The sequence below is a fragment of the Streptomyces sp. ALI-76-A genome, from assembly GCF_030287445.1.
In the GTDB taxonomy this organism is placed as follows: domain Bacteria; phylum Actinomycetota; class Actinomycetes; order Streptomycetales; family Streptomycetaceae; genus Streptomyces.
On record NZ_JASVWB010000002.1, the window covers coordinates 5,308,176 to 5,323,851 of the forward strand.

At 67.4% G+C, this 15,676-nt stretch carries 24 protein-coding genes; 23 read left to right on the forward strand and 1 reads right to left on the reverse strand.

Going from position 1 to position 15,676, the window contains the following annotated elements:
• Nucleotides 1-71: 71 nt before the first annotated feature.
• The 20 genes from rplN (at nucleotide 72) to truA (ending at nucleotide 12,152) form a co-directional block, all read left to right on the forward strand.
• Nucleotides 72-440, forward strand: a complete 369-nt coding sequence (rplN, locus tag QQS16_RS24840) for a 50S ribosomal protein L14 (RefSeq protein WP_003998823.1) — start codon at nucleotides 72-74, stop codon at nucleotides 438-440.
• A 2-nt stretch (nucleotides 441-442) separates the two neighbouring features.
• Nucleotides 443-766 (forward strand): 50S ribosomal protein L24, encoded by a 324-nt coding sequence (gene rplX / locus QQS16_RS24845; RefSeq protein ID WP_030967306.1) that lies wholly within the window; start codon nucleotides 443-445, stop codon nucleotides 764-766.
• Complete coding sequence (rplE, locus tag QQS16_RS24850) at nucleotides 766-1,323, forward strand: 50S ribosomal protein L5 (protein WP_286064066.1); 558 nt, start codon at nucleotides 766-768, stop codon at nucleotides 1,321-1,323. Before rplX ends, rplE begins: the two co-directional genes overlap by 1 nt.
• A 5-nt stretch (nucleotides 1,324-1,328) precedes the next feature.
• A complete protein-coding gene (locus QQS16_RS24855) occupies nucleotides 1,329-1,514 on the forward strand; it encodes a type Z 30S ribosomal protein S14 (RefSeq protein ID WP_003948630.1) in 186 nt (61 codons plus the stop codon).
• 211 nt (nucleotides 1,515-1,725) lie between these two features.
• A complete protein-coding gene (gene rpsH / locus QQS16_RS24860; RefSeq protein ID WP_007384075.1) occupies nucleotides 1,726-2,124 on the forward strand; it encodes a 30S ribosomal protein S8 in 399 nt (132 codons plus the stop codon).
• Nucleotides 2,125-2,148: 24 nt separating this feature from the next.
• A complete protein-coding gene (rplF, locus tag QQS16_RS24865; protein WP_286064067.1) occupies nucleotides 2,149-2,688 on the forward strand; it encodes a 50S ribosomal protein L6 in 540 nt (179 codons plus the stop codon).
• Between the two features lie 3 nt (nucleotides 2,689-2,691).
• Nucleotides 2,692-3,075 (forward strand): 50S ribosomal protein L18, encoded by a 384-nt coding sequence (gene rplR, locus QQS16_RS24870; protein ID WP_286064068.1) that lies wholly within the window; start codon nucleotides 2,692-2,694, stop codon nucleotides 3,073-3,075.
• Nucleotides 3,076-3,116: 41 nt separating this feature from the next.
• Nucleotides 3,117-3,725, forward strand: coding sequence for a 30S ribosomal protein S5 (gene rpsE, locus QQS16_RS24875; RefSeq protein WP_007384078.1), 609 nt, complete (start codon nucleotides 3,117-3,119; stop codon nucleotides 3,723-3,725).
• Entirely contained in the window at nucleotides 3,725-3,907 is a 183-nt protein-coding gene (rpmD, locus tag QQS16_RS24880) for a 50S ribosomal protein L30 (protein WP_005481207.1), read from the forward strand. Before rpsE ends, rpmD begins: the two co-directional genes overlap by 1 nt.
• 2 nt (nucleotides 3,908-3,909) lie before the next feature.
• Nucleotides 3,910-4,365, forward strand: a complete 456-nt coding sequence (gene rplO, locus QQS16_RS24885) for a 50S ribosomal protein L15 (RefSeq protein ID WP_030671797.1) — start codon at nucleotides 3,910-3,912, stop codon at nucleotides 4,363-4,365.
• Between the two features lie 245 nt (nucleotides 4,366-4,610).
• Complete coding sequence (secY, locus tag QQS16_RS24890) at nucleotides 4,611-5,924, forward strand: preprotein translocase subunit SecY (protein ID WP_286064070.1); 1,314 nt, start codon at nucleotides 4,611-4,613, stop codon at nucleotides 5,922-5,924.
• Nucleotides 5,924-6,586, forward strand: coding sequence for an adenylate kinase (locus QQS16_RS24895; RefSeq protein WP_286064071.1), 663 nt, complete (start codon nucleotides 5,924-5,926; stop codon nucleotides 6,584-6,586). The genes secY and QQS16_RS24895 overlap by 1 nt, the downstream gene beginning before the upstream one ends.
• Nucleotides 6,587-6,716: 130 nt before the next feature.
• Nucleotides 6,717-7,553 carry a type I methionyl aminopeptidase gene (map, locus tag QQS16_RS24900; protein ID WP_286064072.1) on the forward strand — a complete coding sequence of 279 codons (837 nt, stop codon included), beginning with the start codon at nucleotides 6,717-6,719 and terminating at the stop codon, nucleotides 7,551-7,553.
• A 303-nt stretch (nucleotides 7,554-7,856) separates the two neighbouring features.
• Nucleotides 7,857-8,078, forward strand: coding sequence for a translation initiation factor IF-1 (gene infA / locus QQS16_RS24905; RefSeq protein WP_003948620.1), 222 nt, complete (start codon nucleotides 7,857-7,859; stop codon nucleotides 8,076-8,078).
• A gap of 58 nt (nucleotides 8,079-8,136) precedes the next feature.
• The gene (gene rpmJ / locus QQS16_RS24910; protein ID WP_003998809.1) at nucleotides 8,137-8,250 is read left to right on the forward strand and encodes a 50S ribosomal protein L36; all 114 of its coding nucleotides are present in this window, start codon (nucleotides 8,137-8,139) and stop codon (nucleotides 8,248-8,250) included.
• Between the two features lie 193 nt (nucleotides 8,251-8,443).
• On the forward strand, nucleotides 8,444-8,824 hold the full coding sequence (rpsM, locus tag QQS16_RS24915) for a 30S ribosomal protein S13 (RefSeq protein WP_286064073.1): 381 nt from the start codon (nucleotides 8,444-8,446) through the stop codon (nucleotides 8,822-8,824).
• A gap of 64 nt (nucleotides 8,825-8,888) precedes the next feature.
• Nucleotides 8,889-9,293 (forward strand): 30S ribosomal protein S11, encoded by a 405-nt coding sequence (gene rpsK, locus QQS16_RS24920; protein WP_003956432.1) that lies wholly within the window; start codon nucleotides 8,889-8,891, stop codon nucleotides 9,291-9,293.
• Nucleotides 9,294-9,441: 148 nt separating this feature from the next.
• The gene (locus QQS16_RS24925; RefSeq protein WP_003966937.1) at nucleotides 9,442-10,464 is read left to right on the forward strand and encodes a DNA-directed RNA polymerase subunit alpha; all 1,023 of its coding nucleotides are present in this window, start codon (nucleotides 9,442-9,444) and stop codon (nucleotides 10,462-10,464) included.
• Between the two features lie 182 nt (nucleotides 10,465-10,646).
• On the forward strand, nucleotides 10,647-11,153 hold the full coding sequence (gene rplQ / locus QQS16_RS24930; RefSeq protein WP_286064074.1) for a 50S ribosomal protein L17: 507 nt from the start codon (nucleotides 10,647-10,649) through the stop codon (nucleotides 11,151-11,153).
• 141 nt (nucleotides 11,154-11,294) lie between these two features.
• Complete coding sequence (gene truA, locus QQS16_RS24935; RefSeq protein ID WP_286064075.1) at nucleotides 11,295-12,152, forward strand: tRNA pseudouridine(38-40) synthase TruA; 858 nt, start codon at nucleotides 11,295-11,297, stop codon at nucleotides 12,150-12,152.
• A 19-nt stretch (nucleotides 12,153-12,171) separates the two neighbouring features.
• Here the strand turns inward: truA and QQS16_RS24940 are convergent, their stop codons facing one another.
• Nucleotides 12,172-13,059 carry a hypothetical protein gene (locus QQS16_RS24940; RefSeq protein ID WP_286064076.1) on the reverse strand — a complete coding sequence of 296 codons (888 nt, stop codon included), beginning with the start codon at nucleotides 13,057-13,059 and terminating at the stop codon, nucleotides 12,172-12,174.
• Nucleotides 13,060-13,133: 74 nt separating this feature from the next.
• Here QQS16_RS24940 and QQS16_RS24945 point away from each other — a divergent pair, with 74 nt between their 5' ends.
• From QQS16_RS24945 to rpsI, 3 genes are all read left to right on the forward strand, one after another.
• A complete protein-coding gene (locus QQS16_RS24945) occupies nucleotides 13,134-14,324 on the forward strand; it encodes a glycosyltransferase 87 family protein (RefSeq protein ID WP_286064077.1) in 1,191 nt (396 codons plus the stop codon).
• A gap of 205 nt (nucleotides 14,325-14,529) precedes the next feature.
• Complete coding sequence (gene rplM, locus QQS16_RS24950) at nucleotides 14,530-14,973, forward strand: 50S ribosomal protein L13 (RefSeq protein ID WP_286064078.1); 444 nt, start codon at nucleotides 14,530-14,532, stop codon at nucleotides 14,971-14,973.
• A 42-nt stretch (nucleotides 14,974-15,015) separates the two neighbouring features.
• Nucleotides 15,016-15,531, forward strand: coding sequence for a 30S ribosomal protein S9 (rpsI, locus tag QQS16_RS24955; protein WP_286064079.1), 516 nt, complete (start codon nucleotides 15,016-15,018; stop codon nucleotides 15,529-15,531).
• The last annotated feature ends 145 nt before the right edge of the window (nucleotides 15,532-15,676 follow it).

The window sequence follows — 15,676 nt, forward strand, 5'->3', positions numbered from 1 at the left end:
GTTCCGCCAGGCTCCAACGGGGCTGATCATTCAGCCCCGTTGGGGAACCGGCAGACAATCAGGAGATAGACGTGATCCAGCAGGAGTCGCGACTGCGTGTCGCCGACAACACTGGTGCGAAGGAGATCCTTTGCATCCGTGTGCTCGGTGGCTCCGGTCGCCGCTACGCGGGCATCGGTGACGTCATCGTCGCCACCGTCAAGGACGCGATCCCCGGTGGCAACGTGAAGAAGGGTGACGTCGTCAAGGCGGTCATCGTTCGCACCGTCAAGGAGCGCCGCCGTCCGGACGGCTCGTACATCCGCTTCGACGAGAACGCCGCTGTCATTCTGAAGAACGACGGCGACCCTCGCGGCACCCGTATCTTCGGCCCGGTGGGTCGTGAGCTGCGCGAGAAGAAGTTCATGAAGATCATCTCGCTCGCGCCGGAGGTGCTGTAAGCATGAAGATCAAGAAGGGCGACCTGGTCCAGGTCATCACCGGTAAGGACAAGGGCAAGCAGGGCAAGGTCATCGCGGCCTACCCCCGCGAGGACCGTGTCCTGGTCGAGGGTGTCAACCGGGTCAAGAAGCACACCAAGGCCGGTCCCACGGCTCGTGGTTCGCAGGCCGGCGGCATCGTCACCACCGAGGCCCCTGTCCACGTGAGCAACGTTCAGCTCGTCGTGGAGAAGGACGGCAACAAGGTCGTGACCCGCGTCGGTTACCGCTTCGACGACGAGGGCAACAAGATCCGCGTTGCCAAGCGGACGGGTGAGGACATCTGATGGCTACCACCACCACTCCGCGTCTCAAGACGAAGTACCGCGAGGAGATCCAGGCCAAGCTGCAGGAGGAGTTCTCGTACGAGAACGTCATGCAGATCCCCGGCCTGGTCAAGATCGTGGTCAACATGGGTGTCGGCGACGCCGCCCGTGACTCGAAGCTCATGGACGGTGCCGTCCGTGACCTGACCACCATCACCGGTCAGAAGCCGGCCGTCACCAAGGCCCGCAAGTCCATCGCGCAGTTCAAGCTGCGTGAGGGTCAGCCGATCGGTGCCCACGTCACGCTCCGTGGCGACCGCATGTGGGAGTTCCTGGACCGCACCCTGTCGCTGGCGCTCCCGCGCATCCGCGACTTCCGCGGCCTGTCCCCCAAGCAGTTCGACGGCCGTGGCAACTACACCTTCGGTCTCACGGAGCAGGTCATGTTCCACGAGATCGACCAGGACAAGATCGACCGCACCCGGGGTATGGACATCACCGTGGTGACCACGGCGACCAACGACGCTGAGGGCCGCGCGCTCCTTCGTCACCTCGGCTTCCCCTTCAAGGAGGCGTGAGCGAGATGGCGAAGAAGGCTCTGATTGCCAAGGCTGCTCGTAAGCCCAAGTTCGGCGTACGTGGCTACACGCGCTGCCAGCGCTGCGGCCGTCCGCACTCCGTGTACCGCAAGTTCGGCCTGTGCCGCGTGTGCCTTCGTGAGATGGCCCACCGTGGCGAGCTGCCGGGCGTGACCAAGAGCTCCTGGTAATCCTGTACTTCAGGATTCCTGGAACTCTCGGTAAGTAAAGGGCGATGTCAGGCGCCCACCCCTTCATGCCGTAGGCTAGGAGGGTTGGGCGCCTGGACGTCCATACGACTTACTACGCCGTAGGTCCACCGCGCCGCACCCGTCCCGTCTCGGATCGGGGAGAGGGATGGCGCACCAGGAAACCCCGGCGAGAGAGGCCGAAGGCCAATTCATGACCATGACTGATCCGATCGCAGACATGCTTACGCGTCTGCGGAACGCGAACTCGGCATACCACGACTCCGTGACGATGCCGGCATCGAAGATCAAGTCTCACATCGCGGAGATCCTCCAGCAGGAGGGCTTCATCACGGGCTGGAAGGTCGAGGACGCCGAGGTCGGCAAGAACCTCGTCCTGGAGCTGAAGTTCGGCCCCAACCGTGAGCGCTCCATCGCGGGCATCAAGCGGATCTCCAAGCCCGGTCTCCGGGTGTACGCGAAGTCCACCAACCTGCCGAAGGTGCTCGGCGGCCTGGGCGTGGCGATCATCTCCACGTCGCACGGGCTTCTCACCGACAAGCAGGCCGGCAAGAAGGGCGTAGGCGGAGAAGTCCTCGCCTACGTCTGGTAGCGGAAGGGAACGGAGGAAACAGCTATGTCGCGCATTGGCAAGCTCCCCATCACGGTTCCCGCCGGCGTGGACGTCACCATCGACGGCCAGACGGTCTCGGTCAAGGGCCCCAAGGGCTCGCTGACCCACACCGTCGTGGCGCCGATCGAGATCGCCAAGGGTGAGGACGGCGTGCTGAACGTCACCCGCCCCAACGACGAGCGTCAGAGCAAGGCCCTGCACGGCCTGTCCCGCACGCTGGTGGCGAACATGATCACCGGCGTGACCGAGGGTTACGTGAAGAAGCTCGAGATCAGCGGTGTCGGTTACCGCGTTCAGGCCAAGGGATCGAACCTCGAGTTCGCTCTGGGCTACAGCCACCCGATCACCGTCGAGGCGCCCGAGGGAATCACCTTCAAGGTGGAGACCCCGACCCGCTTCCAGGTCGAGGGCATCGACAAGCAGAAGGTCGGCGAGGTTGCGGCCAACATCCGCAAGCTGCGCAAGCCCGACCCGTACAAGGCCAAGGGTGTCAAGTACGAGGGCGAAGTCATCCGCCGCAAGGTCGGAAAGGCGGGTAAGTAAGCCATGGCATACGGACAGAAGATCCTCAAGGGCGACGCCTACAAGCGCGCCGCGATCAAGCGCCGCCACATCCGGATCCGCAAGTCGATCAACGGTACGGCGGAGCGTCCTCGTCTGGTCGTGACCCGCTCGAACCGCCACATCGTGGCCCAGGTGATCGACGACCTCAAGGGTCACACCCTTGCGTCGGCGTCCACCCTGGACACCTCGATCCGCGGTGCGGAGGGCGACAAGTCCTCGCAGGCCAAGCAGGTCGGCGCCCTGGTCGCCGAGCGTGCCAAGGCCGCCGGTGTCGAGGCTGTCGTATTCGACCGTGGTGGCAACCAGTACGCCGGGCGCATCGCTGCCCTGGCGGACGCCGCCCGCGAAGCCGGACTGAAGTTCTGAGCCGGTTCCGTAGCTAGCGGAAACAGAGAGAGGTAATTCCAATGGCTGGACCCCAGCGCCGCGGTGGCGGTGCCGGTGGCGGCGAGCGGCGGGACCGGAAGGGCCGTGACGGCGGCGCAGCTGCCGCCGAGAAGACCGCTTATGTTGAGCGCGTTGTCGCGATCAACCGCGTCGCCAAGGTTGTGAAGGGTGGTCGTCGCTTCAGCTTCACCGCGCTGGTCGTGGTGGGCGACGGTGACGGCACCGTGGGTGTCGGTTACGGCAAGGCCAAGGAGGTGCCGGCCGCCATCGCCAAGGGTGTTGAGGAGGCCAAGAAGCACTTCTTCAAGGTCCCCCGTATCCAGGGCACCATCCCGCACCCGATCACGGGCGAGAAGGCCGCGGGCGTCGTCCTGCTCAAGCCTGCTTCCCCCGGTACCGGCGTCATCGCCGGTGGCCCGGTGCGTGCCGTGCTCGAGTGCGCGGGCGTGCACGACATCCTGTCGAAGTCGCTCGGCTCGTCGAACGCGATCAACATCGTGCACGCGACCGTGGCGGCCCTGAAGGGCCTGCAGCGTCCCGAGGAGATCGCGGCTCGCCGTGGTCTGCCCCTCGAGGACGTCGCTCCCGCGGCTCTGCTGCGTGCGCGTGCCGGGGCTGGTGCTGCGTAATGGCTCAGCTCAAGATCACGCAGACGAAGTCGTACATCGGCAGCAAGCAGAACCACCGTGACACCCTGCGCTCCCTTGGTCTCAAGGGCATCAACACGCAGGTCGTCAAGGAGGATCGTCCCGAGTTCCGCGGCATGGTGCACACCGTCCGCCACCTCGTGACGGTCGAGGAGGTCGACTGATCATGGCGGAGAACAACCCGCTCAAGATCCACAACCTCCGTCCCGCTCCGGGCGCCAAGACCGCCAAGACCCGTGTGGGTCGTGGTGAGGCGTCGAAGGGCAAGACGGCTGGTCGTGGTACCAAGGGCACGAAGGCCCGCTACCAGGTTCCGGAGCGCTTCGAGGGCGGGCAGATGCCCCTCCACATGCGTCTCCCGAAGCTGAAGGGCTTCAAGAACCCGTTCAAGACCGAGTACCAGGTCGTGAACCTCGACAAGCTGGGCGCGCTGTACCCGGAGGGTGGCGAGGTCACCGTCGAGGGACTCGTCGCCAAGGGTGCCGTTCGCAAGAACAGCCTCGTCAAGGTCCTCGGCCAGGGCGAGATCTCCGTGGCGCTGCAGGTGACGGTCGACGCCGTCTCCGGCTCCGCCAAGGAGAAGATCACCGCCGCCGGCGGTACCGTCACCGAGCTCGTCTGAACACCACAGGCGTCTTGATGACTTGAGCGATCCCGACCGGGGATACCCCACAAATGGGGTATCCCCGGTTGGTCGTTCCTAGGGTGGCGGTCCCGCCGGTAAGGTGACCTGCACTGCCCACTTTCACAAGGTGCCTCCCATGGGGCACCTTGGGCGGCAGTCGACCGTTAAACCTGTCGTTGTTCTTATTGGACCTTCAAGACCGTCACCCTTGACGCAGTTGCGCGGGGGTCGCAGGAGGCACCGTGCTCACCGCGTTCGCCCGGGCGTTCAAGACGCCCGACCTGCGCAAGAAGCTGCTCTTCACGCTCGGGATCATCGTGGTCTACCGGGTCGGTACCCACGTCCCGATCCCCGGCGTCGACTACACGTCCGTTCAGCAGTGCGTCGACGAGGCGTCCGGCAACCAGGGCCTGTTCGGTCTCGTCAACATGTTCAGCGGCGGCGCGCTGCTCCAAATCACGATCTTCGCGCTCGGCATCATGCCGTACATCACGGCGAGCATCATTCTCCAGCTGCTGACCGTCGTGATCCCGCGCCTGGAAGCCCTCAAGAAGGAGGGCCAGGCCGGTACGGCGAAGATCACTCAGTACACGCGCTACCTGACCGTGGCACTCGCCATCCTGCAGGGCACCGGCCTGGTGGCCACCGCCCGCAGCGGCGCCCTGTTCTCCGGCTGCACCGTCGCCGGGAGCATCGTTCCGGACCGCGCGATCTTCACCACCATCGTCATGGTCATCACCATGACCGCCGGCACGGCCGTCGTCATGTGGCTCGGTGAGCTCATCACCGACCGCGGCATCGGCAACGGCATGTCGATCCTGATGTTCATCTCGATCGCCGCGACCTTCCCGTCCGCGCTGTGGGCCATCAAGACCCAGGGCTCGCTGGCCGACGGCTGGATCGAGTTCGGCACGGTCATCCTCGTCGGCCTGGTCATGGTCGGCCTGGTGGTCTTCGTCGAGCAGGCACAGCGCCGCATCCCGGTCCAGTACGCGAAGCGGATGATCGGCCGCCGTTCCTACGGCGGTACGTCGACCTACATCCCGCTCAAGGTGAACCAGGCGGGTGTGATCCCCGTTATCTTCGCCTCGTCGCTGCTCTACATCCCGGCCCTGGTCGCGCAGTTCTCCAGCGGGACCTCGGGGTGGAAGACCTGGATCGAGGCCCACCTCGTCAAGGGGGACCACCCGTACTACATCACCCTGTACTTCTTCCTCATCGTTTTCTTCGCGTTCTTCTACGTGGCGATCTCCTTCAACCCCGAAGAAGTCGCCGACAACATGAAGAAGTATGGTGGCTTCATCCCGGGCATCCGGGCTGGCCGACCGACCGCTGAGTACCTGTCGTACGTGCTCAACCGGATCACCTGGCCGGGTTCGCTGTACTTGGGGCTGATCGCTCTCGTGCCGACGATGGCGTTGGCTGGTTTCGGGGCAAACCAGAACTTCCCGTTCGGCGGGACCAGCATCCTGATCATCGTGGGTGTGGGTCTCGAGACGGTGAAGCAGATCGAGAGTCAGCTTCAGCAGCGCAATTACGAAGGGTTCCTCCGCTGATGCGTATCGTCCTCGTCGGGCCGCCGGGCGCCGGTAAGGGAACGCAGGCCGCGTTTCTCGCTCGCAACCTGTCGATCCCGCACATCTCCACGGGCGACCTGTTCCGGGCCAACATCAGCAAGCAGACGGAACTCGGCAAGCTGGCGAAGTCCTTCATGGACGCCGGTAACCTCGTCCCCGACGAGGTCACCATCGGCATGGCCAAGGACCGCATGGAGCAGCCCGACGCGGACAACGGCTTCCTGCTCGACGGCTTCCCGCGCAACGTCTCGCAGGCCGAGGCGCTGGACGAGATGCTGCACTCCGAGGGCATGAAGCTGGATGCGGTGCTGGACCTGGAGGTACCGGAGGCGGAGGTCGTGAAGCGGATCGCCGGCCGGCGCATCTGCCGCAACGACTCGGCGCACGTCTTCCACGTGTCGTACAAGGCGCCCAGGCAGGCGGACGTCTGCGACGTCTGCGGCGGGGAGCTGTACCAGCGCGACGACGACTCCGAGGAGACCGTCCGCAAGCGGCTGGAGGTCTACCACACGCAGACCGAGCCGATCATCGACTACTACAAGGCGCAGGGCCTGGTGGTCACGATCTCCGCGCTCGGCAAGGTGGAGGACGTCACCGCGCGCGCCATGGAGGCGCTCCAGCGTGAGGGCGACGCCGCCTAGCGTTCCTCGTGGTCGTTCCGTACGTCGTCGCAGCCGCGGTTCCCTTCCGGGGGCCGCGGCTGCTGCGTGGGTGCACGTATCGTTGAAGGCACCCGTCCCTCTCCCCGGTCCGAGAAAGGCTTCCGCCGCCATGGTGCAGATCAAGACCCCCGAGCAGATCGCCAAGATGCGTGAGGCGGGGCTGGTCGTCGCCGCCATCCACGCGGCGACGCGTGAGGCTGCGGTCCCCGGGGCCACGACCAGGGACCTGGACCAGGTCGCCCGCAAGGTGCTCGCGGAGCACAACGCGAAGCCGAACTTCCTCGGCTACGGCGGGTTCCCGGCGACGATCTGCACCTCGGTCAACGAGGTCGTCGTGCACGGCATCCCGTCCGACGAGGTCGTCCTCAAGGACGGGGACGTCATCTCCATCGACTGCGGCGCGATCATCGACGGCTGGCACGGTGACGCGGCCTACACGGCCTTCGTGGGATCCGGTCACGCCCCGGAGCTGATCGAGCTCTCCCGGGTGACCGAGGAGTCGATGTGGGCCGGCATCGCGGCCATGAAGCAGGGCAACCGGCTGGTGGACGTCTCCCGCGCCATCGAGACGTACATCCGCCGCCAGCCCAAGCCCGGCGGCGGCCGCTACGGCATCATCGAGGACTACGGCGGCCACGGCATCGGCACCGAGATGCACATGGACCCGCACCTGCTGAACTACGTCGACCGCCGCCGCGGCAAGGGCCCCAAGCTGGTCCCCGGCTTCTGCCTCGCCATCGAGCCGATGGTCTCCCTGGGCACCCCGAAGACCGAGGTCCTCCCGGACGACTGGACGGTCATCACGACCGACGGCACGTGGTCGTCCCACTGGGAGCACTCGGTCGCGCTGACGGAGGAGGGCCCGCTGGTCCTGACCGCTCCGGACGGCGGCAGGGCGAAGCTCGCGGAGCACGGGATCACGGCGGCGCCGGATCCGCTCGCCTGAGCGCGCTCTCGGCCCCTGGGGCCCTCCGCACGACCGCCGCGGGGGGTGGTGGGGGACGCCGGCGCTCTTCCCGGCGCATCTCCCCGCGCATGTCCGCGCGCCCTTCAGGGCGCCCGGCGCCGGGCTGGGTCGACGGCCGACGTGTGCTTAGAGATCTCCGGCCCGGGGCAGACTCTCTCGATTCGTCTTTCCGGGTGCGCTGACGTAGACTGACTCGTCGGCTCTCGTGCACCCGCATGTCCGCATGCGCCCGTAAGGGAAGCAAAGGGAGTCGATCAAGGTAGTCGATTCGAAGGGCGAAGCGTGGCCAAGAAGCAAGGTGCCATCGAGATCGAGGGCACTGTCGTCGAGTCTCTTCCGAACGCCATGTTCAAGGTCGAGCTCCAGAACGGCCACCAGGTCCTGGCGCACATCAGCGGCAAGATGCGTATGCACTACATCCGTATCCTCCCTGACGACCGGGTCGTGGTGGAGCTGTCTCCGTACGACCTGACGCGTGGCCGGATCGTCTACCGGTACAAGTAGATCTTGCCGGTGCCCCGTTTCGGCGGGGTGGTGGCACTGACCCGGAGAACCTCACCCCATGAAGGTCAAGCCGAGCGTCAAGAAGATCTGCGACAAGTGCAGGGTGATCCGCCGTCACGGCCGGGTCATGGTCATCTGCGAGAACCCGCGCCACAAGCAGCGCCAGGGCTGACGCACGACCACCCTCTGCGACTTCGCAGAACTTCGCGCGACGCGAGCTGTATTTCGTTCATACGCGGAACCCAGGCATCACACGTGATCGCCTGACACCCCCGGTTCGGAGGCCGGGGACCCAGTTCGTACCTGGTACGGCGGCTGGGAGCCGGTTCTGTGGAAGACCTCCGAAGATCAACTGGAGCCATTGAATGGCACGCGTTTCCGGTGTTGACATTCCGCGCGAAAAGCGCGTGGAGATCGCCCTCACCTACGTGTTCGGCATCGGCCGGACTCTCTCGCAGCAGACGCTCGCTGCCACGGACGTGGACCCGAACACCCGTGTTCGCGACCTCTCCGAGGAACAGCTCGTCGCGATCCGCGAGTACGTCGACAACAACATCAAGACCGAGGGTGACCTCCGTCGCGAGATCCAGGCCGACATCCGCCGCAAGGTCGAGATCGGTACCTACCAGGGTCTGCGTCACCGCCGCGGTCTGCCTGTCCGCGGTCAGCGCACCAGCACGAACGCCCGTACCCGCAAGGGCCCGCGTCGCGCCATCGCCGGCAAGAAGAAGCCGGGCAAGAAGTAGTCCTCAGCGGACGCTTATCAGCGGTCTTCGCTGTAGGACCGACCACCTCCCGTAGGAGTTATAGATGCCCCCCAAGGGTCGTCAGGGCGCTGCCAAGAAGGTGCGCCGCAAGGAAAAGAAGAACGTCGCTCACGGGCACGCGCACATCAAGAGCACGTTCAACAACACCATCGTCTCGATCACGGACCCCTCGGGCAACGTGATCTCCTGGGCCTCCGCCGGCCACGTCGGCTTCAAGGGCTCGCGCAAGTCGACCCCCTTCGCCGCGCAGATGGCCGCCGAGTCGGCCGCCCGCCGCGCGCAGGAGCACGGCATGCGCAAGGTGGACGTGTTCGTCAAGGGCCCGGGTTCCGGTCGTGAGACCGCCATCCGTTCGCTCCAGGCGACCGGTCTCGAGGTCGGCTCCATCCAGGACGTCACGCCGACCCCGCACAACGGCTGCCGTCCGCCCAAGCGCCGCCGCGTCTGACCCGACGCACGGCTGCCTGGTCTGAGGTTCTCGGGCGGTATGGCTCTTCGGGGCCGTATCGCCCGTACCGTTGCACGTAGCACCATCGGGCCTGGCCCGGTGCATCAGGGCGTCAAATAGCGGGCGCCCCTGACAGAAGGAACACCCCATGCTGATTGCTCAGCGTCCGTCCCTGACCGAAGAGGTCGTCGACGAGTTCCGCTCCCGGTTCGTGATCGAGCCGCTGGAGCCGGGCTTCGGCTACACCCTCGGCAACTCCCTGCGTCGTACGCTCCTCTCCTCGATCCCGGGTGCGGCGGTCACGTCCATCCGTATCGACGGTGTCCTGCACGAGTTCACCACCGTGCCGGGCGTCAAGGAGGACGTCACCGACCTGATCCTCAACATCAAGCAGCTGGTCGTCTCCTCGGAGCACGACGAGCCGGTCGTGATGTACCTGCGCAAGCAGGGCCCGGGTCTGGTCACCGCCGCCGACATCGCGCCCCCGGCCGGTGTCGAGGTGCACAACCCCGACCTCGTCCTGGCCACGCTCAACGGCAAGGGCAAGCTGGAGATGGAGCTGACGGTCGAGCGCGGCCGCGGTTACGTCTCCGCCGTGCAGAACAAGCAGGTGGGCCAGGAGATCGGCCGTATCCCGGTCGACTCCATCTACAGCCCGGTGCTGAAGGTCACGTACAAGGTCGAGGCGACCCGTGTCGAGCAGCGCACCGACTTCGACAAGCTGATCGTCGACGTCGAGACCAAGCAGGCCATGCGTCCCCGTGACGCCATGGCGTCCGCCGGCAAGACGCTGGTGGAGCTGTTCGGTCTGGCGCGCGAGCTCAACATCGACGCCGAGGGCATCGACATGGGCCCGTCCCCCACGGACGCCGCCCTCGCCGCCGATCTCGCGCTGCCGATCGAGGAGCTGGAGCTCACCGTCCGGTCGTACAACTGCCTCAAGCGCGAGGGCATCCACTCGGTGGGCGAGCTCGTGGCCCGTTCCGAGGCGGACCTGCTGGACATCCGCAACTTCGGCGCGAAGTCCATCGACGAGGTCAAGGCGAAGCTCGCCGGCATGGGCCTCGCGCTCAAGGACTCGCCTCCCGGGTTCGACCCGACCGCCGCCGCCGACGCGTTCGGCGCGGACGACGACGCGGACGCGGGCTTCGTGGAGACCGAGCAGTACTAAGAGCTCGGGCCATCCGGTCCGTACTCGGGTGTGGGAGCGCTGCGGCTTGTCGCGCAGCTCCCCGCGCCCCTTCCGGGAACGCCCCTTCGGGGGCTGCTCCCGGATCTTCGACGGGCGACCGCCCGCTCGGATACTGACTCCGGTACCTGATACGGCCGGGGCAGACACTGAGGAGAAAGACCATGCCGAAGCCCACCAAGGGTGCCCGTCTGGGCGGCAGTGCCGCGCACGAGAAGCTGCTCCTCGCGAACCTCGCGAAGTCGCTCTTCGAGCACGGCAAGATCACGACCACCGAGGCGAAGGCGCGCAAGCTGCGCCCGTACGCCGAGCGTCTGGTCACCAAGGCGAAGAAGGGCGACCTTCACAACCGCCGTCAGGTGCTCCAGGTGATCACGGACAAGAGCATCGTGCACACGCTCTTCACCGAGATCGGCCCGCGCTACGAGAACCGTCCGGGTGGTTACACCCGTATCACCAAGATCGGTAACCGCCGTGGCGACAACGCGCCCATGGCTGTCATCGAGCTGGTCGAGGCGCTGACGGTGGCGCAGGAGGCGACCGGCGAGGCCGAGGCCGCCACCAAGCGTGCCGCCAAGGACGCCGAGGCTCCGGCCGCCGAGGAGACCAAGGTCGACACGACCAAGGCCGACGAGGACGCGGCTCCGGCCGAGGAGTCCAAGGACGCGTAAGCGTTCTGCCGGGGACTGATCCGTGGGCGGGTGCGGCTTCGTCGTGGCTCGTCGCGCAGTTCCCGCGCCCCTCGGGGCGTTGGCGGGTCCGTTCCTTCCGGGGGGCGGGCCCGCTTCTGTGTGTGCTGAGAGGATCTCTGGGTGAGTGACGAAGTCGAGGCCGGGTTCGTGCGGGTGCGGTTGGACCTCTCGTACGACGGGACCGCCTTCTCCGGGTGGGCCAAGCAGGCCGGGGGACGGCGGACCGTGCAGGGGGAGATCGAGGACGCCCTGCGGACCGTGACGCGGTCGAACGACACCACGTACGAGCTGACCGTGGCCGGGCGGACCGATGCCGGGGTGCACGCGCGCGGGCAGGTGGCCCATGTCGACCTGCCCGGCGAGCTGTGGGCCGAGCACCGGGAGAAGCTGCTCAAGCGGCTCGCCGGGCGGCTCTCCAAGGACGTGCGGGTGTGGTCCCTCGCCGAGGCCCCCGACGGCTTCAACGCCCGTTTCTCGGCCGTCTGGCGGCGGTACGCGTACCGCGTCACCGACCATCCCGGTGGCGTGGACCCGCTGCTGCGCGGCCATGTGCTCTGGCACGACTGGCCGCTGGACGTCGACGCCATGAACGAGGCCGCGCGCGGGCTGCTCGGGGAGCACGACTTCGCCGCCTACTGCAAGCGGCGGGAGGGGGCGACCACCATCCGGACGCTCCAGGAGCTGAGCCTGCGCAGGGACGACGACGGGATCATCACCGCCACCGTCCGCGCCGACGCCTTCTGCCACAACATGGTGCGCTCGCTCATCGGGGCGCTGTTGTTCGTGGGGGACGGCCACCGCGGGCCCGACTGGCCGGCGAAGGTGCTGGCGGCCGGCGTGCGGGACTCGGCCGTGCATGTCGTACGGCCGCACGGGCTGACGCTGGAGGAGGTCGGCTACCCGGCCGACGGACTGCTGGCCGCGCGCAACAAGGAGGCGCGGAACAAGCGGTCGCTGCCCGGGGCCGGCTGCTGCTGAACCGGCCCCCGGACGCGCGCTACTCGCTCGCCGCGGCGGACGCCTGGGCCTCGCCGCGACGGCGGATCTGACGGAACGTGAACTCGGCCAGGTCGTCGCCGGTGGAGAAGACCGCCGTGTCCTTCGTCGTCACGTCCTTGCCGTTGGTGAAGCCGGCGATGGTGAAGTAGGCGTACCGGCCGTAGGAGTTGGTGGTCGAGCGGCAGACGGCCGAGTTGCAGAAGGCCTTGACGCCGCCGCCGGCCAGCGAGGCGACGATGCTCTTCTCGTCCGCCTGGCCCTTGGCCTTGAGCGCCGCCGCCTCCGTGTCGAAGACCGCGACGCCGACCGTCACCGCGACGCCGTCCTTGGTGTAGGTGACGCGCAGCAGGCGGGTGCAGCCGTTGTCGTTGAGGACTTTCGCCAGGGTGCCCTTGGCGGCCGTCGCGCAGCTCGTGGTGTCGGCCTTCGGGCCCTTCTTGTAGACGGTCGTGCCCATGGTCAGCTGCGTGCCCGGGAACAGGATGTCCGGGGCGAGCGGAGCCGTGTCCTTGGCCTTGCTGGCGACGAACTCCTTCGGATCCAGCGGGGGCGGGGCGCTGGTCGGCGCGAACGACGGGGCGCCGGTGCCGGATCCGCTCGGGATGTCCGCGGTCGGCGGCAGCTGGGAGTTCGGCTTGTTCGACGACTCGTCGTTGCCGTTGGCCGACACCACGGCCATGGCCACGGCCGTGCCGATCGCCATCGTGGCGAGCGCGCCGCCGCCGATCAGCAACAGCCGGCGCCGCTTGTTGCGCGTCTCGGACGCCTCGGCGAGCGCGGCCCAGTCCGGCCCCTGCCCGGCGCCGCCGTCCCACGGCTGCTGCTGGGATTGCGGTTTCCAGGGATCCCACTGGGACGGGGGTCCCCCCTGCTGCCCAAAGCTCATGGGGCGCATCTTAGACGGGGTGAGCGGTGTGCCGGTCCGTCTCAAGGAGCTCTGGAGCCCCTAGCGTTCAGACGATGAGCGACCGCAAAAGCGACATCTCCGGGTGGTTGGTACGAAGGGCGAGCCGGCATCTGTGGGCGGCGCTCGTGGCCGTGCTGGGCGCGACGGCGGTGCGCACGGCACGGCTGACCTCGGACGGAGGGATGGACAACGCGATCGTGGTGCGGGCCGCGCGCACCTGGCTGGCCGGGGGCTCCCCGTATGACGATCCGCACTTCCTCTATCTGCCGAGCGCCGTGCTCGCGGCGGCTCCGCAGGCCCTGCTGCCGTCGGGGGTGCTGCGCGTCCTGGTGCCGTTCGCGGTGACCGGCTGCCTCGTCCTCGGCTGGGTCTGCGCCCTGCGGCTGTACCGGGTGCCGCTGGACAGCCGTTTCGCCGCACTGGGCCTGGCCGCGCTGGCGGTGGGCTTCGCGCCCTTCGGCCATCTGGTCCTGCTGGGCAACTGGACCGCGACGGCCGCGCTGGCCCTGCCGCTGGCCCTGCTGCTGGCGGGCCGGGGCCGGTGGGTGGCGGCGGGCGCGGTGATCGGCGCGGCCGTCGCGCTGAAGCCGCTGCTCGCCCCGCTGGCGCTGCTGTTCCTGTTCGCGCGCCGCTGGCGGGCCCTCGCGGCCCTGATCGCGGTGCCGGCGCTCGCGTCCACCGTCTGTGCCCTGCTGCTGCCCGACCCGGCGGGCTTCTTCACCCGCACCCTGCCGTTCCTGCTGCACGGCGACGACGGCTTCGTACGGCTCTACGAGGCCTCCCCGGCGGCCGTGCTGTCCCGGCTGGGGGTGCCGGGGCCGGTGGCCGGGCTGCTGGCGCTGCCGGCCGCGGCTGCGGGGGTGCTGTGCGCGTACCGGCGCTGGTGCCGCCCGGGCCCGGGCCCGGAGCCGCTGCGGCTGACGGAGACGGCGGCGGCCCTGATGCTGTCGGCGTTCCTGGTCTCCCGGCCGTCGTACGACCACTACCTGCTGGTCGTCGTCCCGCTGCTGCTCGCCGGGCTCCCGTGCCCGGGCTCGGTCGCCCGCCGTCCCTGGTTCTGGCTGGCGCTGCTGCCCCAGGTGCCGGGCCTGAGCTGGCCGTATCTGGAGCCGCTGCGGCGCCGGGCGTTCAAGGACTCCTTCACGCTGTGTGTCCTGACGTTCACCGTCGTGCGGCACGGGTGGGCGGGGGAGCGCCGGATGCCAGTAGAATCGACTCGGCCAACGGCAGTGACCTCGTTTTGACCCATCTGGGGCAGCGCGGGTATCCTGCATGTTCGTTGTGTATTGGCTTGCTCATTCTCACGGGACGGGCCCTTACACCGGTCCACCGGGCCGATGACCAGCGACCCCACGTACGCGGTATGCGTCGCCGCAGTGCGGTCCAGGCTGTCGTGATCGTTTCGGTGACCTTGTCAGGACCATTCACTCGAAGCGAAGGCTACGAACCGTGCGTACGTACAGCCCCAAGCCCGGCGATGTGACGCGCCAGTGGCACGTCATCGACGCTCAGGACATCGTCCTGGGTCGTCTCGCCACCACCGCCGCCACCCTTCTGCGGGGCAAGCACAAGCCGATCTACGCGCCTCACGTCGACACCGGTGACTTCGTCGTCATCATCAACGCCGACAAGGTGCACCTCTCCGGCAACAAGCGCACCCAGAAGCTGGCGTACCGCCACTCCGGTTACCCGGGTGGTCTGCGCTCCGTCCGTTACGACGAGCTGCTCGACAAGAACCCCGAGAAGGCCATCGAGAAGGCCGTCAAGGGCATGCTCCCCAAGAACACCCTGGGCCGCCAGATGCTGTCGAAGCTGAAGGTCTACAGGGGCGACCAGCACCCGCACGCTGCCCAGCAGCCGGTGCCGTTCGAAATCACCCAGGTCGCGCAGTAAGTCCGGCCACCCCCTAAGACTGAACAGAATCTGAGGAGAATCGTGGCCGAGACCACTGCCGAGCAGCCGCTCGACGAGACCGTCGACATCGACAGCTACACCACCGAGTCCGAGGTGCCCGTCGAGGGCGAGTACACCTCGGAGTCCATGGCTTCCCGCTTCGGCGACCCGCAGCCGGCCGCCGGCCTGGGCCGTCGCAAGAACGCCATCGCCCGCGTCCGGATCGTTCCGGGCTCCGGCAAGTGGAAGATCAACGGTCGCACCCTTGAGGACTACTTCCCCAACAAGGTGCACCAGCAGGAAGTCAACGAGCCCTTCAAGGTGCTCGAGCTCGAGGGCCGCTACGACGTCATCGCCCGCATCGCCGGTGGCGGCGTCTCCGGCCAGGCCGGTGCGCTCCGTCTCGGTGTCGCCCGCGCGCTGAACGAGGCGGACGTCGACAACAACCGTGGCGCCCTGAAGAAGGCCGGCTTCCTCCGTCGCGACGACCGTGCGGTCGAGCGCAAGAAGGCCGGTCTCAAGAAGGCCCGCAAGGCCCCGCAGTACAGCAAGCGCTAAGCTTCGCTGCCTGCTCGTACGCATACGAGCTCGCTCGTACGTACTCCGAACGCCCCGGCGGCACGCCATTGTGCCGCCGGGGCGTTCGTTTATCACCCAGCTTTGGGCGTATAACGGCACAAGGTGCTCAAAGGCTTGTGTGATC